Source organism: Streptomyces sp. NPDC014734 (assembly GCF_043083325.1).
GTDB lineage: Bacteria > Actinomycetota > Actinomycetes > Streptomycetales > Streptomycetaceae > Streptomyces.
This window is the reverse complement of the sequence record NZ_JBIBYN010000023.1, coordinates 101,205-122,977: the sequence shown is the minus strand read 5'-3', so window position 1 is coordinate 122,977 and position 21,773 is coordinate 101,205. Positions and strand designations below refer to the sequence as shown.

Sequence of the window (21,773 nt, the reverse complement as noted above, 5' to 3'; positions counted from 1 at the left end):
GCTCCTTCCCTTACGAGCAGTCACGTGAGGAAGTGCGCCCCTCGCCGGACCCGGCAGTCCGTGCCCGGCCCGGTCGGGTGCCCGGCCCACCGCTCCCGGAACGCGGCACGCCCGGCTCGGGCGAGCGGTCGGACCGCGTGCCCGGGAGGATGTTCTCCCGTCCCCAGGCACCGAGTGGCTTCAGTGCCTCGTCGAGCCCGACGCCGAGCGGCGTCAGCGAGTACTCCACGCGCGGCGGCACCTCCCCGTACACCTCGCGGTGCACGATGCCGTCCTCCTCAAGCTCTCGCAGATGCGACGTGAGCACCTTCTCCGTGATGCCGGGCACCAGTCGGCGCAACTCGCCGAAGCGGCACACCCGCTCGCTCAGCGCCCAGAGGATCAGCACCTTCCACTTGCCGCCGATCACGTCCATCGCCGCGTCGATCCCGCAGACGTACGCCCCCGGCCTGCGCACCGTTCCCATGGTCCACCCCTCCCACCTGCTCACTGACCCGGTGGTAACCACCCACTCGCAAGTGGGTACTTGATGGTTTCCGGGCTTGCGGCGAGCGTAATCGGCATGTCTCACCACACCTTCGACAAGCCCGGTCTCACCCTTCTCGGACTCGGTGCCATGGGTACCGCGCTCGCCCGCGCCTGGCTCACGGCCGGGCACCCGCTCACCGTCTGGAACCGCACTCCCGGCCGGGCCGAACCGCTCGCCGCCGAGGGCGCGACCGTCGCCCGGACCGCCGCCGAGGCCGTGGCGGCGAACCGGCTCGTGGTCGTCTGCCTGCTCGACGGTGCCTCCGTCGACGCGGTACTCGCCGACGCAGACCTGACGGGCAAGGACCTGGTCGACCTCACCACGGGCACGCCCGACCGGGCCCGGGCACACGCCGCCCTGGTCCACGAGCGCGGGGCGCGCTTCCTGGACGGCGGGATCATGGCGGTCCCGCCGATGATCGGCGCGCCCTCCTCCGGCGCCTATGTCTTCTACAGCGGGTCCCGGGCGCTCTTCGACACCCACCGGGAGGCCCTGACCCGTCCGGCGGGCGCCCGCTACGTCGGCGAGGACGCCGGCTTCGCCGCCTTGCACGACGTGGCCCTGCTCAGTGCGATGACCGGCATGTTCGCCGGGGTCTCCCACGCCTTCGCGCTGATCCGGAAGGAGAACATCGGACCGACGGCGTTCGCCCCGCTGCTCGCCGACTGGCTCGTCGCCATGTCCGGCTCGGTGCACCTGACCGCCGCCCAGCTCGCCGACGGCGACTACACGCGCGAAGTGGCGTCCAACCTCGCCATGCAGGTCGCGGGCAGTGCCACGCTGTTGCGCACGGCCGAGGACCAGGGGGTGCGTTCCGAACTCCTCACCCCTTACCTGGCCCTCCTGGAGCGCCTGCTCGCGGACGGACGGGGCGACGAGGGGACGACCGGGGTCGTCGATCTGCTGGTCCGCTGAGTCCGCCCGATCGCGGCCGGCCCCCACCCCGTCACGTACGGCCCCGCCCCGTCACGTACGGCCCCCGCCCTGTCGCGTCCGGCCCCCGCCCAATTGCGTACGGTCGGCGCATGGCATCCGACCGCGCAGCCGATCCCGACGATTCCACCGATCCGTCCGATCCGTCCGATCCCGCCGGACCCACAGCGCCCGGCCCCGGCCCCGGCCCTGGCCCTGGCTCCGGTCCCGGCCCCGACCTCGACGCCTACCTCGACCGCATCGGTCTGACCGGGGACCGACGGCCCACCCCGGAGCTGCTCCGCTCGGTGCACCGGGCCCACGCGACGGGCATCCCGTTCGAGAACCTGGACCCCGTGCTGGGCACCGTCCCCTCGCTCGCACTCGCCGACCTGGAGGCGAAACTGGTGCGCGGCGGACGGGGCGGCTACTGCTACGAGCAGAACACCCTGCTCACGGCCGCGCTGCGAGCCCTCGGGTTCCGCGTCACGCTGCTCTGCGCGCGGGTGGTGCTGGGGGCGGGGCCCGGGGACGTGCGGCCGCGCACCCACATGCTGATGCGGGTCGAGGTCCCGGGCGGCGGGCCCGTCCCGTATCTGGCCGATGTCGGCTTCGGGGCGGTCGGCTCGCTGCTGGAACCGATCCCGCTGGTCGCGGACGCGGAACTGCACGACGCCCCGCGCCGCCACCGGCTCGTGAACCCGCCGTACGAGGGACCGCTCGAACTGTGGGAACTTCAGTCGCGGACCGCCGACGGGACCTGGGAGCCCCAGTACGTCTTCACCCAGGAGCCGTTCGAGGCGCCGGACTACGAGGTGATCAACTGGCACATGGCGACCAACCCGCGCTCTCCGTTCCGGCACCGGGTGTACGCCCAGCGCACCGCCCCGGACGCCCATCTGTCGCTGGCCGGACGCACGCTGACAACCACGGCGAACGACGGCACGCGCCGGGAACGGGTGCTGGCGGACGACGACGAGGTGCTCCGGGTGCTGGCGCGGGACTTCGGCATCCGCCTCCCGGAGGGCACCCGGCTGCCGGAGTGAGCCGGGGCGCGACACCCCGTCGCGCCGTCGGGCCCCCGGCGCCCGCATGTCGGCACCACCCGCCCGGCGGCACCGTGCCCCTTCGCGGGGCGGGCACGCGGCGAACACATGGCGAAGACGCGGCAGACACGTGGCGGACACGTGGCGGATCTCACCCGTCCGTGTGGGTCACGTCCCCGTTCCGGCCCATTCCAAGCCCCGCCCCGGCCCCCGACCGGCAATCCCACGGTCCGGGGGCGGGGGCGCATGGCTATGGAAGACGGGACGGCGGCACCGGACCACCCGTGCGGGGCAGCCCGGCGCGGAAGCCCGGGCAGTCGGGGAGGGGCGGTCGTAAGCTCCGGGACATGCAGGTCATCCAGTCCACGAAGCTCGCCAACGTCTGCTACGAGATCCGGGGCCCGGTGCTGGAGGAGGCGATGCGGCTGGAGGCGGCCGGTCACCGCATCCTCAAGCTGAACACCGGCAACCCCGCCGCGTTCGGGTTCGGATGCCCGCCCGAGATCCTTGAGGACATACTGCGCAACCTCGCCGGGGCGCACGGCTACGGCGACGCGAAGGGGCTGCTGTCCGCGCGGCGGGCGGTGACACAGCACTACGAGACCAAGGGGATCGACCTCGATGTGGAGGACGTCTACCTGGGCAACGGCGTCTCCGAACTGATCCAGATGTCGATGCAGGCCCTGCTCGACGACGGCGACGAGGTCCTCGTGCCCGCCCCGGACTATCCGCTGTGGACGGCGTCGGTGTCGCTGGCCGGCGGCACGGCGGTGCACTACCGCTGCGACGAACAGGCCGACTGGATGCCGGACCTCGCCGACATCGAGCGCAGGATCACCGACCGCACCAAGGCGATCGTGATCATCAACCCGAACAATCCGACGGGTGCGGTCTACGACGACGAGATGCTGCGCGGGCTCACCGAGATCGCCCGGCGACACCAGTTGGTCGTCTGCTCCGACGAGATCTACGACCGGATCCTGTACGACGGAGCGACCCACACCCCCACCGCGACGATCGCCCCCGACCTGATGGTGCTCACCTTCAACGGGCTCTCCAAGAACTACCGGGTGGCCGGCTACCGGTCGGGCTGGCTGGCGGTCTGCGGCCCGAAGGCGCACGCCTCCTCGTACATCGAGGGGCTGACGATCCTCGCCAACATGCGGCTCTGCGCCAACATGCCGTCGCAGCATGCCGTGGCCACCGCCCTCGGCGGGCGGCAGTCGATCGACGATCTGGTGCTGCCCGGGGGGCGGATCCTGGAGCAGCGGGACACCGCGTACGAGCTGCTGACCCGGATTCCGGGCGTGACGTGCGTGAAGCCGAAGGGGGCGCTGTACCTCTTCCCGCGCCTCGACCCCAAGGTCTACAAGATCAAGGACGACCGGCAGATGGTGCTGGATCTGCTGCGGGCCGAGAAGATCATGGTCGTGCACGGCACCGGGTTCAACTGGCCGGAGCCCGATCACTTCCGGGTCGTGACGCTGCCCTCGACCGAGGACCTGACGGACGCGGTGAACCGGATCGCGCACTTCCTGGACGGATACGGCCAGCCCTGAGGCCTCCGAACCGGTCCCGGCCCGATCACGAGCGGTCCGGATTCACCGCATCCCACCCCCGGCTCGATCGCAGACAACTTTAGACTAAATCCAATGTAGGATGGTTCCACAGCAATACCAGGAGGCCATCCATGTACGAACCGATCCGCACCAAATCGGTCCACACACCGGCCGACCACGCCGGCGACTTCCCGCACCGTTCCCGCGAGGAGGAGCTGGACATCCAGCTCGCCGGGCACCTGGCCGCGCTGCTCGCGGTCACCGACGAGCTGGGGCTCGGCGCGGCGGGCGACCGCATCGCCGAGCAGGTGGCCAGGTTGCGCGGCGCACCGCCGACCCGGCACGCCGGCCGGACCGACGCACCCGCGCACGCGCTGCACCGCCGCGCGCACGCCCTCGCGGGCCGCGCCCTGGTGGTGGCGGCATCCCGCGCCGACACGGTCGCCGCCATCCTCGCGGCCGAGCGGATGGACGCCCACACGGCGGCGCTGGCCGCCGCGACCGCCCCCGCCGCTCCGCCGCGGCTGGTCGGCGCCCTCTGACGGCCCCGGTCCCCGGCCGCGACACCCGGCCGCGGACCGGGCGCCACCCAACCGGGCCCCGGGGGCCACAACCCACCCCGGACCGGACAGCGAAAGCCCGGATCCACCGCCCCCGGACCTGAAGCGGAAGCTCCCGTCACCACTCCCGTTCCCGTCCCCGCTCCCGTCCCCGCTTCCGTTCCCGCTTCCGTTCCCGCTCCCGTCCCCGTTCAACGCCGTTGCGTACTGCGATAGTTACTTCACCTGCCGTCCACCCGACTCCGTGTGGAATGTGGGTTTCCGCAAGCAGGCTGCGGATGTGAGACGCATCGTGGGAATCGTCCTGGCGGTGCTGCTGATCGGCGGAGTGGCAATGGCCGTCGCAGCGGGCCGCGACAGCAAGGGCACAGGCACGGGCACGGCAACGAGGACCGTGCGCGGAGTGATCGGGTCGGAGAAGGCCGAGTTCTTCGCCGACCCCGACGTGGTGAAGGCCCTCGCCGCCAAGGGGTTCACCGTGAAGGCGGAGACGTCCGGGTCCTGGGACATGAACCGCTTCCCCCTCAAGGGCTACGATTTCGCGTTCCCCGGCTCGAAGGCCCCGGCCGACGAGCTGCGAAGCAAGTCGTCCGTGCCCGGCGGCCCGCTCAGGCCGTTCTACTCGCCGCTCGTCGTCGTCGCCCACCGCGCCGCCGCGCAGGTGCTGGCGGGCAACGGTCTGGCGACGCTCGACGGCACGTCCAGCGGCAAGCTGCTGATGCGGCCGTATCTCGGTGCCGCACAGGCCGACCGGACCTGGCAACAGCTCAAAGGTACGGAAAAGCATGCCGAGTTGACCGGAACGGTCTACATCACCAGCACCGACCCCGTCGCCTCCAACTCCGGCGCGCTCTACCTCGCCGCCGCCTCGTACGTCGCCGACGGCGGCCGGGTCGCCGCGGACGGGGCCGCCGTCGACCGCACCGCCCCGCTGCTGCGCAAGCTGATCCAGGTGCAGGGCGCGCAACAGAGCGGCAGCGACGCCCCGTTCAGGGACTTCATCAGCGGGGTCGGCAATCCCCTGGTCCTGGTGTACGAGTCGCAGGTCGCCTCCCTCCTGATCCAGCACCAGGACGTCGGGGACCTGGTCGTGCTCTACCCCGACACCACCGTCTCCAGCGACCACACCCTCGTACCGCTTACCGCAACCGGCCGGGAGCTGGGCGAACTGCTCTCCGTCGACCCGAGGTTGCGCGATCTCGCGGTGCGGCACGGGTTCCGCCCCCAGGGGGCCGCGGCCGAGTTCACCGTCGCCACCGCCGGCCACACCGACTACATCGACCGACAGCTGACCGGGGTCCGCCAGGCGCCCGTGCCCACCGCCGCGGTGCTGCGCGCGATGGCCCGGCGGACCCGCGGCTGACGACCCGACCCCTCCCGGGAGACACACCCATGAGCCAAGAGCCGAAGCCGTTCGCACTCACCCCGCCCGACGGTCCCGAACCCCCGCTCGTCCTCACCCCGCCCGAGCCGGTCGCCCCGGTCCGCACCGAGCAGGCCGCCGGTCTCGTACCGGTCGACGCTTCGGTGCGGACGGAGATGACGCGCCGCTCCACCGAGTACGTCGGCGGCCTCGCCGGGCTGGACGCCCGGTCGCCCGAGTTCGCGACCCGGGTCGGCGAGATCACCGCGCTCGGGCAGGGCGACATCCGCGCCGCCGCCCAGCAGTCCAACCGCATGCTGGACCGCACCGTCCGCTCGCTGGCCGTGTCCGGGGACGGCTCCGGGCGGGGCGCGGGGGGCAAGGACGCGCAGAGCCGGGTCGGCACTTCCCTCGTCGAACTGCGCCGCACCGTCGAGGACCTCGATCCGCGCGCCACCCCCGGGCGGGGCGCGCGCCGCCTGCTGTCCAGGCTGCCCGGCGGCAACAGGCTCCGCGACCACGTCGCCGCGTACGCCTCGGCCCAGGGCACCCTGAACCGGATCGTGGGCTCGCTGCGCGGCGGGCAGGACGAGCTGCGCCGGGACAACGCCGCCCTGCACACCGAGCGCACCCGCCTCTGGGAGACCATGGGCAAGCTCCAGGAGTTCGTGGTGCTCACCGAGGCGCTCGACGGGGCCGTGGAGCAGCGCATCGCCGCGACCGCGGCCACCGACCCGGTGCAGGCGGACGCGTTGCGGGCCGATGTGCTGTTCCCGGTGCGACAGAAACACCAGGACCTGCTGACCCAGCTCGCGGTCTGCGCCCAGGGCTACCTGGCGATGGACGTGGTGCGCCGCAACAACGACGAGCTCATCAGGGGCGTCGACCGGGCAGCGACCACCACCGTGTCCGCGCTGCGGATCGCCGTGATGCTGGCGTCGGCGCTGGAGAGCCAGCGCAAGGTGACCGAACAGGTACGGGTGCTGCGTTCGACGACCGAGGACCTCATCCGCGGCAACGCGGAGATGCTGGCCGGCCAGAGCGGCGAGATCCAGCGCATCGCGGCCGATCCGGCGGTGGGCGCGGAGACGCTGCGCGAGGCGTTCCAGCAGATCTACCGGACGTTGGACGCCATCGACACGTACAAGGCACGGGCCACCGAGTCGATGGCGGCGACGGTGGAGTCACTGACGTCGGAACTCCGGCAGGCCGGTGCCCACTTGGAGCGCAGCCGGTCGGCGGGCGCGCCGGAGAGCGGTGGTCTCGGATGACGCCCGGCCCCCGGGCGCGGTTGAGGAGGCTGCGGCGCCGGGTCGCCCGTTCGCTCGCCTCGTTGCTGGCCGCGGCCGTACTCGTTCCGCTCGCCGCCTGCTCCGGGGCGGACCCGGGCCCGGTCGAGAGACCGGGGAAGGACGACGGCAGGCCCCGGTCCGGCACGCTGCGGGTCCTCGCCTCCAGTGAACTCGCCGACCTGGAACCGCTGTTGGAGCAGGCCCGTGAGGAAACCGGGATCACCGTGCGGCCGACCTGGACGGGAACCCTGGACGCCGTCGAACTGCTCGGATCGGGGAAGGCGGACGGGGCGTACGACGCGGTGTGGCTGTCGTCCAACGACTATGTGCGGCTGCGCCCGGACGCGGCGGGGCGCATCACGTCGGAGACCCCGCTGATGGCGTCGCCGGTGGCGCTCGGGGTCCGCCCGGAGACCGCGAGGCGGCTCGGCTGGCAGGGCGCGGACGTCACCTGGTCGCAGGTGTACCGCGCGGTCGCCGAGGGCCGGCTGACCTACGGAATGACCGACCCCGCGCGCTCCAACTCCGGATTCGCGGCGCTGGTCTCCGTCGCGTCCGGGCTCTCCGGCGCGCAGTCCGCCCTCACCGACGCCGACGTGCGCGGGGCGGGCGGGAAACTGAAGGAGTTCTTCGCCGGGCAGCGGCTGACCTCGGGATCCTCCGGCTGGCTGGCGACCGCGTACGCCCGGCGCGGCAACGTCGACGCGCTGATCAACTACGAGTCGGTGCTGCTGTCGCTGAACCGCGACGAGCACACCGGGCTGACCGTGATCCGGCCCCGGGACGGGGTGGTGACGGCCGACTACCCGCTGAGCGCGCTGTCCGCCGCCACGCCGGACGCGAAGGACGCCGTACGGGCGCTGGCGGCCCACTTCCGTACCCCGGCCGTGCAGCAGCGGCTGACCCGGGACACCTTCCGCCGCCCGGTCGTGCCCTCGGTCCGCCCCGCACCACCGCTCGCCACCGACGCGCGCCGCGAACTCCCCTTCCCCGGCACCCTGTCGGTGGCCGACGGGCTGCTGCACGCGTACGAGAACAAGCTGCGGCGGCCCTCGCGCACGGTGTACGTCCTGGATACGTCCGGGTCGATGGAGGGCGAGCGGCTGCGCAGGCTGAAGGCGGCGCTGACCCGGCTGACCGGGGACTTCCGGGAACGGGAGGAGGTCACCCTGCTGCCGTTCGGTTCCTCGGTGAAGCGGATCCGCACGCACACGGTCGACCCCGCCGGTCCGGCGGCCGGGCTCGCGGCGATCCGGGCCGACACCGCCGCGCTGACGGCGAGCGGGGACACCGCGATCTATTCGAGTCTCCGGGCCGCCTACCACCACCTCGGTGACGGCGGCGACTCCGCGTTCACCTCGATCGTGCTGATGACCGACGGCGAGAACACGACGGGCACCACGGCCGAGGCGTTCACGTCCTTCTACCGGTCGATGCCGGAGGCGCGGCGCGTCACCCCCGTCTTCCCCGTCGTGTTCGGCGACTCGGACCGCACGGAACTGGAGCGGATCGCCGCGCTGACCGGCGGCCGGCTCTTCGACGCGACGAAGGACCGGGGGCCCGGCTCCCTGGACGCGGCGTTCGAGGAGATCCGTGGCTACCAGTAGAGGACATGACGAACCGACAGGTCCCGAGGCGGGTCGCGGCGCCGGTTCCGGTACTGGTGCCAGTGCCGGTTCCGGTATCGGTGCCGGGCGCCGCGTGCTGGTGTACCTGGAGTCGCGGAAGAACCTCGCCGGGTGCGCATGCGGGATCGCCGGTCTCGCCCTCACCTTCGCGGGGCTCGCGGGGGCGTACTGGCCGGTGGTCGTCGCGGGGTTGTACGGCGCGGGCGCGCTGATCGCGCCCCCGGAGCGTCCGCCCGCCCCGGACTTCCCCGATCCCTCGTCCCGACTGGAGGCGCTGCGGGCCGACTTCGGCACGCTGCGGGACTATCTGGGGCGGGTGGAGCTGCCGCCCGCCGCCGCCGGACACCTTGCCGAGCTGATGGAGCTGCTGGACGGGCTGCTGGCACCGGGCTGGGTGTCCGAGGCACTGGCCACCGACCCGGAGGGCGTCCACGTCCTGTCGCGCGCGGTGCACCAGGACATCCCGGAGTCGGTCGACACGTTCGTCCGGACCCGTTGGTGGACGCGGATCGCGCCGGGCACGGAGCCTCCCGAACGCCATCTGGAACGACAGTTGACACTGCTGCACCGGGAGGCGGAGGGGCTGGCGGCCGGGCTGCGGGAGGCGGAGGCGCGACGGCAGCAGACCCACACCCGGTACCTGGAGGACCGGGACCGCGGCCGCGGCTGAACGGACCGCCGCGACGCGACGGGGCGGGACACGACGGGCGGCACAGGGGAACGACCCGAGGACGGACGGCAGCGGAAGCGGAGGCGGGGAGGACAGGGGTCGGCCCCCGGAACCGTGAGGAGTTCCGGGGGCCGTTCCGCGGCGGGCTGTCGGCCCCACAGGTCAGGGCGGATGTCCGAGGACCCGGCCGCGGCGCGTGCGGGGGCGCGCCCGTACGGGGCGCGCCCGGCTGCGTCAGCCCAGGCGCCGGACCAGCGCCCGGTACTCGTCCCACAGCTCCTCGGGGGCGTGGTCGCCGAAGGTGTTGAGGTGCCCGGGAATCAGGCCGGCCTCCTCGCGCCAGACCTCCTTGTCGACCGTCAGCAGGAACTCCAGGTCGGACTCGGAGAGGTCCAGGCCGTCGGTGTCCAGGGCGCCCTTGGCGGGCAGGACGCCGATCGGCGTCTCGACGCCCTCGGCGCGGCCGTCCAGGCGCTCGACGATCCACTTCAGCACGCGGCTGTTCTCGCCGAAGCCGGGCCACACGAACTTGCCCGCGTCGTTCTTGCGGAACCAGTTCACGTAGTAGATCTTCGGGAGCTTGGACTGGTCGGGCTTGTCCGCGCCGACCTTGATCCAGTGCGCCATGTAGTCGCCCATGTTGTAGCCGCAGAACGGCAGCATGGCGAACGGGTCCCGGCGCAGCTCACCGACCCTGCCCTCGGCGGCGGCGGTCTTCTCGGAGGCCACGTTGGCGCCGAGGAAGACGCCGTGCTGCCAGTCGAAGGACTCGGTGACCAGCGGTACGGCGGAGGCGCGGCGACCGCCGAAGAGGATGGCCGAGATCGGCACGCCCTTCGGGTCCTCCCACTCGGGCGCGATGATCGGGCACTGGCCGGCCGGGACGGTGAAACGGGCGTTGGGGTGGGCGGCGGGGGTGTCGGACGCGGGCGTCCAGTCGTTGCCCTTCCAGTCGGTGAGGTGGGCCGGAGCGGTCTCCGTCATGCCCTCCCACCAGACGTCCCCGTCGTCGGTGAGCGCGACGTTGGTGAAGACCGAGTTGCCCCACATGGTCTTCATGGCGTTGGCGTTGGTGTGCTCGCCGGTGCCGGGCGCGACGCCGAAGAATCCGGCCTCCGGGTTGATCGCGTAGAGGCGGCCGTCCTCGCCGAACCGCATCCAGGCGATGTCGTCGCCGATGGTCTCGACGGTCCAGCCGGGGATCGTCGGCTCCAGCATGGCGAGGTTGGTCTTGCCGCAGGCGCTCGGGAACGCGGCGGCGATGTACTTCGGCTCCTCGGACTCGCCCTGCGGCGGGGTGAGCTTGAGGATCAGCATGTGCTCGGCGAGCCAGCCCTCGTCACGCGCCATGACGGAGGCGATGCGCAGCGCGTAGCACTTCTTGCCGAGCAGGGCGTTGCCGCCGTAGCCGGAGCCGTACGACCAGATCTCGCGGTCCTCGGGGAAGTGCGAGATGTACTTGGTGGTGTTGCACGGCCAGGGGACGTCCTTCTGGCCCTCCTCCAGCGGGGCGCCGAGGGTGTGGACGGCCTTGACGAAGAAGCCGTCGGTGCCGAGCTCGTCCAGGACGACCTGTCCCATGCGCGTCATGGTGCGCATCGAGACGGCGACGTACGCGGAGTCGGTGATCTCGACGCCGATCGCGGAGAGCGGGGAGCCGACGGGGCCCATGCAGAACGGGACGACGTACATGGTGCGGCCGCGCATGGCACCGCGGAAGACGCCCCGCTCCCCCGAGAAGATCTCGCGCATCTCGGCGGGAGCCTTCCAGTGGTTCGTCGGACCGGCGTCCTCCTCCTTCTCGGAGCAGATGAACGTACGGTCCTCGACGCGGGCCACGTCGCTCGGGTCGGAGGCCGCGTAGTACGAGTTCGGGCGCTTGGCCTCGTCCAGCTTCTTGAACGTGCCCTTGGCGACGAGCTCCCCGCACAGGCGCTCGTACTCGGCCTCGGAGCCGTCGCACCAGACCACCCGGTCCGGCTGGGTGAGGGCGGCGATCTCGTTCACCCAGGAGACGAGTTCCTGGTGGTTGGTGGGGGCAGTGGGCGCCACGGTCGCTCCTTGGTGAGGGTGTGTGTTGTCTGGCCCCGTGGGGGCTGCGGCCCGGATGCTTCCACCCCTCAGAATCCCGTTGGCGCTCATCCGGTGCCGACTGCACTCATTTGATCATCCGACCCTCGCGCCCATATGTCCAGAGGGCCGCACACGTGAGCATTGCCACTCCGCAGCGTTACCTACGGTTGCGTAGGTACGATGCGGGAATGACTGCCGCCACCGCCGCACCCGAGCAGGCCGGACCGGACCCGGCCGCGCCCGAGACCGTCCCTGTGAAGCCACGGATGCGTGGCTGGCTGCACGCGGGGATGTTCCCCGCCGTGATCGTCGCCGGAGTCACGCTGATCGCGCTGACGGACAGCGCCCGCGGCAGGATCGCCTGCGGCGTGTACACGCTGACCGCGTGCCTGCTGTTCGGCGTGAGCGCGCTCTACCACCGCGGCACCTGGGGTCCGCGCGGTGAGGCCGTGCTGCGTCGGCTCGACCACGCCAACATCTTCCTGATCATCGCGGGCACCTACACCCCGCTCACCCTGCTCCTGCTGCCCGAGGCGAAGGGGACGCCGCTGCTGTGGGCGGTCTGGGCGGCGGCCGTGGCGGGCATCGCCTTCCGGGTGTTCTGGGTCGGCGCCCCGCGCTGGCTCTACACCCCCTGCTACATAGCGATGGGATGGGCCGCGGTCTTCTTCCTCCCGGACTTCCTGCACACGGGCGGGATCGCGGTGCTGGTGCTGGTCGTCGTCGGCGGGCTGCTCTACAGCGCGGGCGGTGTCATCTACGGCATCAAACGCCCCAACCCCTCGCCCCGGTGGTTCGGCTTCCACGAGGTGTTCCACTCGCTGACCCTGGCGGCCTTCGTCGTGCACTACGTCGGCATCTCACTGGTGGCCTACAACCACAAGTAGCACGCCCCTCCCCTTCCGTCCCCGTCTCCTTCCGTCTCCTTCTCCGCCGGTTCCGCTTACCGCAGTGGCCGTGGCTCCCGAAGCCGCGGCCACTGCGCGTGCATGGCCCCGGAGCCGGTGGGTGCCCGACAATGGCGACCATGGCCGCCCTCTCCCGCACCTCCCCCGTTTCCGTTTCCGCTTCTTCTCCCGCTTCCGCTTCCTCTTCCGTCTCCTCTTCCTCCTCCGTCCCGGGCGTCCCCCCGCAACTGGGTCTGCGCGAACGGAAGAAGCTCAGGACCCGGATCACGATCCGCCGGGCGACGTACCGGCTGATCGCCGAGCAGGGGTACGACGCGACGACGATCGAGCAGATCGCGGAGGCGGCGGAGGTGTCGCCGAGCACCGTCTTCCGGTACTTCGCGTCGAAGGAGGACATCGTCCTCACCGACGAGTACGGCGCGGTCCTGGAGGCCGAGTTGCGTGAGCGGCCGGCCGGCGAGCCGCCGCTGGCATCCCTGCGGTCCGTCCTGACCGGGGCCCTGTCGGCGTTCCTCACGGGCGAGGAGGAGGAACTGCGACAGCGCACCCGGCTGACGGTGGAGGTACCCGCCGTCCGGGCGCGCATGACGCAGACCCTGTGCGACACGGCGAAGCTGCTGGCCGACGTGCTGGCCGAACGCAGTGGCCGCGACCGCGACGACCTGGAGGTGCGGGTCTTCGTCGCGGCGGTGCTGGCGGCCCTGCGCGAGGTGGCACTGCACTGGGGCGAGCACGGCGGGGACGGCGACCTCGTCGCGATGGTCGACCAGGCGCTGGACACCCTGGAGGGCGGTCTGACGCTCCGAGGGCCGTCGTGATCCCAACCGGGGGGATCACGGGGCGGTCTGACGCCCTGGGGGCCGTTCCGTGAGCCCTCCGGGAGGGCTCACGGAACGGCCCCGGCCTCACCGCGCCCCGAGCCTCCGGGCCAGTTCCGCCGCGTCCGTGGTCGGCGCGTCGCACACGAAATGGCGGCACACGTACGCGGTCGGCGCGCCGTCCACCATCGGGCGGTCCGCCAACAGCGGGAACTCGGCCCCGCCCGTCTCCCCGGCCGCCACCACCGCGCCCGGCGCCGTGCCGAGCAGCGCCGTGCTGTGCAGTTCGCCGCCGACCGGTCCGGCGACCGCCACCTCGCGCGGCCCGTCGAGCAGCGCCTCGGCGACGGCGAGCCCCCAGCCGATGAACCGGGGCACCCGCGGACCGAGCGCCTTGACCACGCCCAACGCGTCCTCGGCGGCGGCGCGATGGGCCTCGGAGCCGGTGTGTGCCGCGTACGAGAGCAACGCCCCGGCCGCGGCCGTCCAGCCCGCCGGAGTGGCGTTGTCGGTGGGGTCCTGCGGGCGGCGGATGAGCTGCTCGGCGTCGTCCGCCGTGTCGTACAACTGCCCGCCTTCACCGGTGAAGTGCTGGAGCACGATGTCGAGCAGGAAGCCGGCGAACTCCAGCCAGACACCCTCCCCGGTGACCGCGGCCAGGGCGAGGAAGCCCTCCGCGACATCGCCGTAGTCCTCCAGGACCCCGGCATGCCCGCCGGGCCGCCCGTCCTTCGAGGTGCGGGCCGGCCGGGCGGTGTCCCCCAGATGGACACGGACCAGCAGATCGGCTGCCTCGGTCGCTCGTTCGACCAGGTCGGGGCGGTCGAAGCAGGCCCCCGTCTCGGCGAGCGCGGCGATCGCCAGGCCGTTCCAGGCGGCGACCACCTTGTCGTCCCGCGCGGGGCGCGGACGCGACTCGCGGGCGGCGAGCAGCCCGGCCCGCACGTCCGCGATCCGGTCCGCGTCCGCCACACCCGTGCGCGGCAGCCGGAGCACGGAGGCGCCCTCCTCGAACGTGCCCTCCTCCGTCACGCCGAAGTACTCGGCGGCGAAGGCGGCGTCCCGTTCCCCGAGGACCTCCCGCAGTTGCTCGGGCGTCCACACGTAGTACGCGCCCTCGGCGTGCCGCCCGGTCCCGTCGTCGCTGTCGGCGTCCAGCGCGGAGGCGAAACCGCCCTCGGTCGTGCGCAGTTCGCGCACCATGAAGTCGGCGGTCTCCAGCGCGACCCGCCGGGCGAAGTCCGCGCCCGTGGCCCGCCACAGGTGTGTGTACACCCGGCAGAGCAGCGCGTTGTCGTAAAGCATCTTCTCGAAGTGGGGCACGACCCACTCCCGGTCCACCGAGTAGCGGGCGAACCCGCCGCCGAGCTGGTCGTAGATTCCGCCCCGGGCCATCTCCTCACAGGTGTCGACGGCCATCTGGAGGGCGCCCTCCGCGCCGGTGCGGGCGTGGTGGCGCAGCAGGAACTCGATGATCATGGACGGCGGGAACTTGGGCGCCTTGCCGAATCCACCGTGTGTGCCGTCGTACTCGCGGGTGAGGCCGAGCAGCGCCTGGGCGAGTTCCGGTTCGCCGGGCGGTCCTTCCGCGCCGCGTGCGAGGGACCGCTGCGGCAGGTCGCGGACGATGCGCCCGGCGACCTCGGCGACCTCGGCGCGGCGTCCGGTCCAGGCCGCCGCCACCCCTTCGACGACCTGCCTGAACGACGGCATCCCGTGCCGCGGCTCGGGCGGGAAGTACGTGCCGAAGTAGAAGGGTTCCGCGTCGGCGGTGAGGAAGACGGACATCGGCCAGCCTCCCTGGCCGGTCGCCGCCTGCAACGCCTCCATGTAGACGGCGTCGACGTCCGGCCGTTCCTCGCGGTCCACCTTCACGCAGACGAAGTGCGCGTTCAGGAGGGCCGCCGTCGCCTCGTCCTCGAAGCTCTCGTGGGCGAGCACGTGGCACCAGTGGCAGGCGGAGTAGCCGACGGACAGGAACACGGGAACGTCCCGGCGTCTCGCCTCCTCGAAGGCGGCGGGCTCCCACGGCCACCAGTCGACGGGGTTGTCCGCGTGCTGGAGAAGGTACGGGGACTGGGAATCGGCCAGTCGGTTCATGGAGCAACTGTAGACACAGGGACGGGACGGCCGGGAACGACGGCGCCGACGGCCCGTGCCCGTCGGGCCCCGTCCCGTACCGCGCGTCCGTTTCCGTACCCCCGTGCGCGGCCGCCCCACGGACCGTCACCGGCCCGCCCTCACCCCGCCCACCGCCCCGACAGGAAGGTGACGGCGACGACGGTCATCAGGGGCGCGGCCACGGCGAGATAGGCGGTCCTGACGCGGGGGTGTCGCAGGCTCCACGCGGCGAGGCCGACCCACAGGGGCCACCACAGGAGGCTCGCCCGGGGGATGGACGTGTACCAGTAGGAGGTGCCCAGGGCCCACAGGCTCAGGCCGATGTACACGGCCTCCGGCCAGCGCCTGCGCCACAGCAGCAGGCCGCACAGGGCGACGCCGACCAGCATGGTGAACAGTTCGGCCTGGCTCATCACGGCGTACCCGGTGGCCTGGGAGTGGCCGAAGGCGGCGTGCCAGGTGTTCTGCCAGGCCTCCCAGGGGGCGTGGAAGTCGCGGTACCAGCCGCGTTCCTCGGCGTGCTTCCAGGCCATCCAGTCACCGGTGTGCGCGTGCAGGTACCAGCTGTACAGCAGCGGCGGGAGGGCGGGCAGGGCCAGCCAGGGCAGGCGGCGCCAGTCGGCGGCGGTGCGGGCGGTGACCAGGAAGTGGACCGCGAGCGCGGCGGCGAGGAAGAGCCCGCTGACCCGGACGGAGGTGGCCAGGGCCGTCAGCAGGGCCGCGAGCGGCCAGTTGAGGCGCTGGGCGGCCAGCCAGGCGGGCAGGGCCAGGGCCAGGAAGAGCGCCTCGGTGTATCCGGCGGCCAGGAAGACCGCGCACGGGGAGAGCAGGAAGAACAGGGCCGCGCGAGGACCGGCCCCGTCCTGCGGCAGGTGCAGCCGGGCGATCCGGGCGAGGGCGAGTACGGCGACGCCCCCGGCGACGAACGAGATCAGCGCGCCGGCGGCGGCCCAGCTCGGGACGACGGTGTGGACGGCCCGCAGCAGGAAGGGGAAGCCGGGGAAGAAGGCCTCCCGGTTGTCCCAGTCGGATATCCAGGGCCCGTTCCCGTCCGGGAAGTAGCCCTGCTGGGCTATGTGCAGGTAGTGCCACCAGTCCCACCGCTGCCACGACGAGAAGAACGAGGCGGAGTGATGGCTCTGACGGTCGTCGGAGAACAGCCAGCGGGTGCAGTAGGCGACGGTCCAGATGCCCACCCGGGTCAGCAGGTACAGCCACAGCACCTCGCGGTCGGCGGGCGTGAACCGCCGGAGCAGCCGGCCGAGGACGTTCGTCCCCGGTGACCGGGCGTCGCCGGACGGTCCGGGGGCGGTCTCGGTCTCGGTCGCGGTCACGGTCCGGTTCCGCGGGCGTTCACGCTGCCGGGAAGGGGTGGGAAGGGTCACTGCGCAAGTCTCCGGGATCGGGGCGGGCGGGTGAGCGGGGGGTGAGCGGGGGGGGGAACGGCGGGAAGGCCCGGGCGGGTGTCGCCCGGCGGACGGGCGGCGGGACGCGGGGACGGGGGCGGGGTCAGCGGCCGGCGTCCGAGGGCGGCGGGCTGGTGCTCCGGTTCGGGCCGGTCGGCGTCCCTGAGGGGTCCGGACCGGCGAGCGGATCTCCGGGCGGCGGGCTGGTCCGCGTCGAGCCGGACACGAACCGGGGCGAGGAGGAGGGCGAGGGCGAGGGCGAAGGGCCGGCGGGTGTGGGGGGTGTGGTGGCGGGGACGGTGGTACCCGCGCCTGCGGGCAGGAGCGCGGCCGCGGCGGCACCCGCGCCCGAGACGGCGAGGCAGGCGCCGACGGCCAGCGTCAGGACTCGTCGACGGCGGGCCCGCCTCCCGCGCTCGGTGATGACTGACGGCGGGGCGGAACGAGCCCGGGACCGGCCGATGTCGGCGGCCTCCCGGAACAGCGACCGCAGTGGGTCGTGGGGTTCAGACACTGGGCCCCTCCTCGGTGCACGGGTCCTGCAGACGGTGCGAGAGCGTGGCCCGGCCCCGGGCCAGGTGCGTCTTGACGGTGCCGGGCGCCAGGCCGGTCTCCGCGGCGATCTGCGCGACGGTCAGGTCGCACACGTAATGCAGTGCCAGCGTGCGGCGCTGCTTGAGCGGCAGATCCCGCAACATCTCCACCAGGGCCACCGACTCCGGGCCGGGCGGTTCCGCGTGGGGCGCTGCCCCGCTGCGCCGCCAGGCGTCCGCCGTACGGCGCCGGCCGCGCCACCGGCTCACCGCCAGACGCCAGGCGACCGTGCGGATCCACGCCTCGGGCTGCCCCTCCCGGTCGAGCCGACGCCGTCGGCTCCACCCCCTGACGAAAGCTTCCTGCACCACGTCCTGCGCCTCGTGCAGGTCACCGAGCATCACGAACAACTGTCCCGTCAGTCGGGCGACCGTCTGCGCGTAGAACTCTTCGAACTCCTCGACGGTCAACAAACAGCTCCTGGATCTCCTCGGTCTCACCGGGCATACGCCCCGCACCCCTCGTCCGGACGACATCGGCCCGGAAAAACGCACGTGACGGTCGTCACACGGGCGTCCGGGGCCGATTCCCGTCTCCGTCGCCGCCGTACCCCCGGCCCCGATCGACCGCCGCGCTCTCTCGCGCCGACACGCCGTAGGCAGGAGACTGGGCGACGGTGTCGGCCCGGGGCAGTCGCAATCCTCGCATCCGGCCGCATCCGGTCCGTATCCCTTCACATCCCACTGCCACCACCCACCGCCACCGCCACCGCCCACCGTCACCCGCACCCAGTCACCGCCACTCGCACCGTCGCGTTCAACCGCACAGCCACGCACAGCCGCACAGCCACGCACAGCCGCACAGCCACGTTCAGCAGGATTCATCACGGTTCACACATGTCCGCCGCATTCAGTCGCGTGACGGAACGAACGCCTGAATTCGGTCGCAACCAGAGGGGGAGCACATGCGAGACAGCCATCGGGCGGAGGCCGAACGGCTGTTGGCGCGGGCCGTCGAGGAAGAAGTGCGACGATCGGGCGGCCGGGCCGATACCGGGACGCTGATGTCGCGCGGGCGGGCCGCGCTCGACTCGCTGGCGGGCGGCGCCGCCGAGGAGTACGCCGCGTATCTCCGGGCGCTGGACGCCGCGGACGCCGGGCGGCAGCCGCTGTCGCAGCGGTTCAGCAGGGCGGCCCTGGGAACTCCCCTGCTGGTCACCGGAGTCGCGGCACTCGCCGCGGTCGGCGCCGACGTCGCCCTCGGCACGGCGACGGGACCGGCCCTCGGCGCGGGCGCCGTCGTCGCGGCCGCGGGGGCGGCGACGACCGTCGCCAAGGTGACCGCCTCGCACTGGCCCGCCGCCCACCGGCGGGCGGGCGCGCTGGGGCAGCCCGGCGGCGCCGAACAGCTGCGGTTGCAGTGGCTGGCGGCCCTGGAGGTGCGGGGCATCCGCCCGTTCCTCGACCAGCAGCGGATGCTGACCGCCTCGTCGCGCACACCGGCCAGGAAGGTCCCCGCGCAGTCGCGGGTCGCCTCGTCGCTGCGGGGCCGGGACCGCAGCGCGGCGGCCCGCACCCGCGCCCTCCTCGAACAGTCCTTCGGCCAGCTGCCGACCGCGGAGGGACCGTTCGCCGGGCGGCGCTCCGAGCTGGCGCGGATCGCGCAGTGGGTGCGCGAGGGCCGCGCCTCGACCGAGACCCTGCCGACCGTCGTCGTCCTGCACGGCACGCCGGGCGCCGGGCGCACCACGCTCGCGGTCCGGGCCGCACACGATCTGAAGGACCAGTTCCGGGGCGCCTGCGTGGTGGACCTGCGCGGCGAGACGGCCGGGGAACCGCCGCTGCCGACACGGGACGCGCTGCTGCACCTGCTGAACCGGCTGGGCGCGCCCCGTGAGCAACTGCTGTTCCGGGAGGGCTCCTCCTCCGGACGGACGGATCCGGAGGCGCGGGGACGGGCGTCGGCCGAGCAGCAGGTGCGGCGGCTGAGCGAGCTGTATCACCAGCATCTGACCGGCACTCCGGTGACGATCGTCCTCGATGACGCGAGCGACGCGGACCAGGTCCGCACGCTGATCCCGCAGCGTTCCGACAGTCTCGTCCTGGTCACCGCCCGCGAGCCCCTGGAACTGCCCGCCGACGTTCCGGCCCGGGTCCACCAGTTGCCCGTCGGCGCGCTCGACGCGGCGGGCGCCGAGGAGTTGCTGCGCGAGACCGCCCGAGCGGCGCAGGACGGCCCGTACGACGCCCAGTCGACGGACGCCGTGGCCGAGCTGTGCGGCGGGCTGCCGCTGGCGCTGCGCGTCGCGGGCTCCTCGCTCGGCCGCCGCACCCCGGGCACCCTCGCCGCGGATCTCGCCGCGCGGGAGGCGACGGATCCGGTCGAGCGGGCGCTGTGGCTGCGTTACGGCGACCAGTCCGAGCAGGCCCGGCGTCTGCTGCGGCGGCTGGCACTGGCCGGGCGGGCCAGTCTGGGCGCCGCGGCGGCGGCCGCGCTGCTGTCGGCCGAGGAGCAGGAGGCCGAGAGGCTGCTGGGGGAGCTGGCCCGGGCCGGGCTGCTGGACCATGTGCGGGGCTCGCGCTACCGGCTGCACGACCTCGTACGGGGCTTCGCGCTGGCCCGGCTGCGGGACGAGGAGGAGGCGGCCGACCGGACCGCCGCGCAGGAGCGGCTGATCAGGAACTACGCGGAGCTGGCGGGCGCGGTGATCCGCATGGTGGACGGCAAGATGTCCACCCGGGCCGGGCAGTTCGGCCCGCACGGTTTCGGTTCGCTGGACTCGGCGCTGCGCTGGCTGGACGAGGAGTCGAGCTTCATCACGTCGGCGCTGCGGCACGCGGAGGGCGTCGACCAGCGGACGGTGCTCGATCTGCTGGGTGCGCTGTGCGACTACTGCCTGCTGCGCGGAGACCTGTACCGGCTCGGCGAGATCAGCGAGTTGACGCAGGCCGTGGACAAGGGGCTGCTGGAGCGTTCCGTGCAGTGGCGCACCGGTATCGCGGCGCGTCAGCTCGGTGAGCTGGACAAGGCACGTTCCACACTGTCGTCGGTGGTGGGGCTCTACCGCGAGGCGGAGAACGAGGCGGGCACGGCGTTGGCGCTCTGTTCGCTCGGCATCACCCTGCACCACCAGGGCAACCTGCCGGAGGCGGCGGCGCGGCTGCGCGAGGCGATCGCGTTGCAGTCCTCCGACGAGCAGGCCGAGGACCGGGCCTGGTCGCTGCACGCGCTGGCCGCCGTGGAACGCGACAGGGCCCATCTCGTCGAGGCGGTGACGCTCCTGGACACCGCGCTGACCCTGCACCGGGAGGGGGAGTCGCTGCACGGCGAGGCGTGGACACGGTTCCAGCTCGGCCAGACCCTGTTGTGGATGGACGAGACGGAACGGGCCGAGGAGGAGTTGCGCACGGCCCTGGACCTGTACGGCCGCACCCGGGACGAGCGGGGCGAGGCGTGGGCGTTGACCCAGTTGGCCCGGGCCCGGCTGCTGGACGGCGACGCGGCCCCGGCCGTCGAGGAGCTGGAGCGCGCCCTGGCCCGGCACCGGGACAACGAGGACGCGCGCGGCGAGGCCTGGACGCTGTACTACCTGGGCCAGGCGCTGGAGGAGGGCGGTGACGCCGACGGGGCGGTGCGGCAGCTGGAGCGGGCCCGCACGATGTTCTCCCGGATGCGGGACGTGTACGGGCTGGCGTGCGCCCGGCACCATTCGGGCCGGGTCACCCGCGACCAGCGGGCCGCCCGGACCGGGAACCTGCGCAACTCCGGGTTCGCCCGCCAGCTCCTGATGGACGCCCGGGCCGATTTCCGGCGTATCGGGGTCGCGCACGGCGAGGCGTGGACGTGTCTGGAGCTGGCCCTGATCGACGCGGGCAACAACCGGTCCCCGCAGGCGCTGGAGCTGTGCGACGAGGCCGTGGAGCTGTTCGGCTCCTACGGCGACACGCGGGGCGCGGACTGGGCCCGCTTCCTGCGCTGCACGCTGCTGCCGTACGCGTCTCCGGGCGGCACGGAGGTGGGCGCGGTGGTGGCCCAGCAGGAGCTTGCCGATCTGCTGCGGGCCGGGCATCCGGCGCGCGACGGCAAGCTGGAGGAGTGCGCGGAGGCGTTCACGGTGGTGCTGCACCGCGGGGTGGATCTGGAGGACGGCTGGCAGGCGTGGCACCTGGGCATGACGCCGTCCCGCCACGCCCGGGAGGTCATGGGCGTGGCGGTCGCGCCGCGGGGGTGAGGGCACGGCACGCCGGACAACGCTCCCGTCCGCCGGGACGGTGATCCCGGCGGCCGGGGGACGAGGCGGTCCGGCGGGGGGCGACGGGACCGCGGCGGTCCCGGGACTCCCCGGCCGCCGCCG

At 73.0% G+C, this 21,773-nt stretch carries 17 protein-coding genes; 11 read left to right on the top strand and 6 right to left on the bottom strand.

The window, feature by feature from the left end; all coding sequences use genetic code 11:
- Nucleotides 1–10: 10 nt before the first annotated feature.
- Entirely contained in the window at nucleotides 11–466 is a 456-nt protein-coding gene (locus tag ACF1CT_RS29870) for a winged helix-turn-helix transcriptional regulator (RefSeq protein ID WP_391787118.1), read from the bottom strand.
- Between the two features lie 96 nt (nucleotides 467–562).
- Here ACF1CT_RS29870 and ACF1CT_RS29865 point away from each other — a divergent pair, with 96 nt between their 5' ends.
- The 8 genes from ACF1CT_RS29865 to ACF1CT_RS29830 all read left to right on the top strand — a co-directional run bounded on the left by ACF1CT_RS29865 (nucleotide 563) and on the right by ACF1CT_RS29830 (nucleotide 9,559).
- A complete protein-coding gene (locus ACF1CT_RS29865; protein WP_391787085.1) occupies nucleotides 563–1,444 on the top strand; it encodes an NAD(P)-dependent oxidoreductase in 882 nt (293 codons plus the stop codon).
- Nucleotides 1,445–1,554: 110 nt separating this feature from the next.
- The gene (locus ACF1CT_RS29860; RefSeq protein ID WP_391787084.1) at nucleotides 1,555–2,487 is read left to right on the top strand and encodes an arylamine N-acetyltransferase; all 933 of its coding nucleotides are present in this window, start codon (nucleotides 1,555–1,557) and stop codon (nucleotides 2,485–2,487) included.
- Between the two features lie 347 nt (nucleotides 2,488–2,834).
- Nucleotides 2,835–4,046, top strand: coding sequence for a pyridoxal phosphate-dependent aminotransferase (locus ACF1CT_RS29855; protein ID WP_391787083.1), 1,212 nt, complete (start codon nucleotides 2,835–2,837; stop codon nucleotides 4,044–4,046).
- A 131-nt stretch (nucleotides 4,047–4,177) separates the two neighbouring features.
- On the top strand, nucleotides 4,178–4,588 hold the full coding sequence (locus ACF1CT_RS29850; RefSeq protein ID WP_391787082.1) for a hypothetical protein: 411 nt from the start codon (nucleotides 4,178–4,180) through the stop codon (nucleotides 4,586–4,588).
- A gap of 271 nt (nucleotides 4,589–4,859) precedes the next feature.
- Nucleotides 4,860–5,969 carry a hypothetical protein gene (locus tag ACF1CT_RS29845; protein ID WP_391787117.1) on the top strand — a complete coding sequence of 370 codons (1,110 nt, stop codon included), beginning with the start codon at nucleotides 4,860–4,862 and terminating at the stop codon, nucleotides 5,967–5,969.
- A 29-nt stretch (nucleotides 5,970–5,998) separates the two neighbouring features.
- Nucleotides 5,999–7,240: a toxic anion resistance protein gene (locus ACF1CT_RS29840; protein WP_391787081.1), complete on the top strand. Its 1,242-nt coding sequence runs from the start codon at nucleotides 5,999–6,001 to the stop codon at nucleotides 7,238–7,240.
- Nucleotides 7,237–8,868 (top strand): substrate-binding domain-containing protein, encoded by a 1,632-nt coding sequence (locus tag ACF1CT_RS29835; RefSeq protein WP_391787080.1) that lies wholly within the window; start codon nucleotides 7,237–7,239, stop codon nucleotides 8,866–8,868. Before ACF1CT_RS29840 ends, ACF1CT_RS29835 begins: the two co-directional genes overlap by 4 nt.
- Nucleotides 8,869–8,965: 97 nt before the next feature.
- Nucleotides 8,966–9,559 (top strand): hypothetical protein, encoded by a 594-nt coding sequence (locus ACF1CT_RS29830; protein ID WP_391787116.1) that lies wholly within the window; start codon nucleotides 8,966–8,968, stop codon nucleotides 9,557–9,559.
- 234 nt (nucleotides 9,560–9,793) lie between these two features.
- On the opposite strand, the gene ACF1CT_RS29825 is transcribed toward ACF1CT_RS29830, so the two are convergent.
- Nucleotides 9,794–11,701: a phosphoenolpyruvate carboxykinase (GTP) gene (locus ACF1CT_RS29825; protein WP_391787079.1), complete on the bottom strand. Its 1,908-nt coding sequence runs from the start codon at nucleotides 11,699–11,701 to the stop codon at nucleotides 9,794–9,796.
- A 119-nt stretch (nucleotides 11,702–11,820) separates the two neighbouring features.
- Here ACF1CT_RS29825 and ACF1CT_RS29820 point away from each other — a divergent pair, with 119 nt between their 5' ends.
- Together ACF1CT_RS29820 and ACF1CT_RS29815 are read left to right on the top strand one after the other, a co-directional pair.
- A complete protein-coding gene (locus ACF1CT_RS29820; protein ID WP_391787078.1) occupies nucleotides 11,821–12,519 on the top strand; it encodes a hemolysin III family protein in 699 nt (232 codons plus the stop codon).
- Between the two features lie 140 nt (nucleotides 12,520–12,659).
- Nucleotides 12,660–13,358: a TetR/AcrR family transcriptional regulator gene (locus tag ACF1CT_RS29815; RefSeq protein ID WP_391787077.1), complete on the top strand. Its 699-nt coding sequence runs from the start codon at nucleotides 12,660–12,662 to the stop codon at nucleotides 13,356–13,358.
- 87 nt (nucleotides 13,359–13,445) lie between these two features.
- Here ACF1CT_RS29815 and ACF1CT_RS29810 read toward each other — a convergent pair whose 3' ends face one another.
- From ACF1CT_RS29810 to ACF1CT_RS29795, 4 genes are all read right to left on the bottom strand, one after another.
- Nucleotides 13,446–15,458 carry a thioredoxin domain-containing protein gene (locus ACF1CT_RS29810; RefSeq protein ID WP_391787076.1) on the bottom strand — a complete coding sequence of 671 codons (2,013 nt, stop codon included), beginning with the start codon at nucleotides 15,456–15,458 and terminating at the stop codon, nucleotides 13,446–13,448.
- A gap of 140 nt (nucleotides 15,459–15,598) precedes the next feature.
- The gene (locus ACF1CT_RS29805; protein WP_391787075.1) at nucleotides 15,599–16,813 is read right to left on the bottom strand and encodes a mannosyltransferase family protein; all 1,215 of its coding nucleotides are present in this window, start codon (nucleotides 16,811–16,813) and stop codon (nucleotides 15,599–15,601) included.
- A 175-nt stretch (nucleotides 16,814–16,988) separates the two neighbouring features.
- Entirely contained in the window at nucleotides 16,989–17,399 is a 411-nt protein-coding gene (locus tag ACF1CT_RS29800; RefSeq protein WP_391787074.1) for a hypothetical protein, read from the bottom strand.
- Nucleotides 17,392–17,889: a SigE family RNA polymerase sigma factor gene (locus tag ACF1CT_RS29795; protein ID WP_391787073.1), complete on the bottom strand. Its 498-nt coding sequence runs from the start codon at nucleotides 17,887–17,889 to the stop codon at nucleotides 17,392–17,394. Before ACF1CT_RS29795 ends, ACF1CT_RS29800 begins: the two co-directional genes overlap by 8 nt.
- Before the next feature lie 494 nt (nucleotides 17,890–18,383).
- Between ACF1CT_RS29795 and ACF1CT_RS29790 the strand changes: the two genes are divergently transcribed.
- Nucleotides 18,384–21,650 carry a tetratricopeptide repeat protein gene (locus ACF1CT_RS29790; protein ID WP_391787072.1) on the top strand — a complete coding sequence of 1,089 codons (3,267 nt, stop codon included), beginning with the start codon at nucleotides 18,384–18,386 and terminating at the stop codon, nucleotides 21,648–21,650.
- The last annotated feature ends 123 nt before the right edge of the window (nucleotides 21,651–21,773 follow it).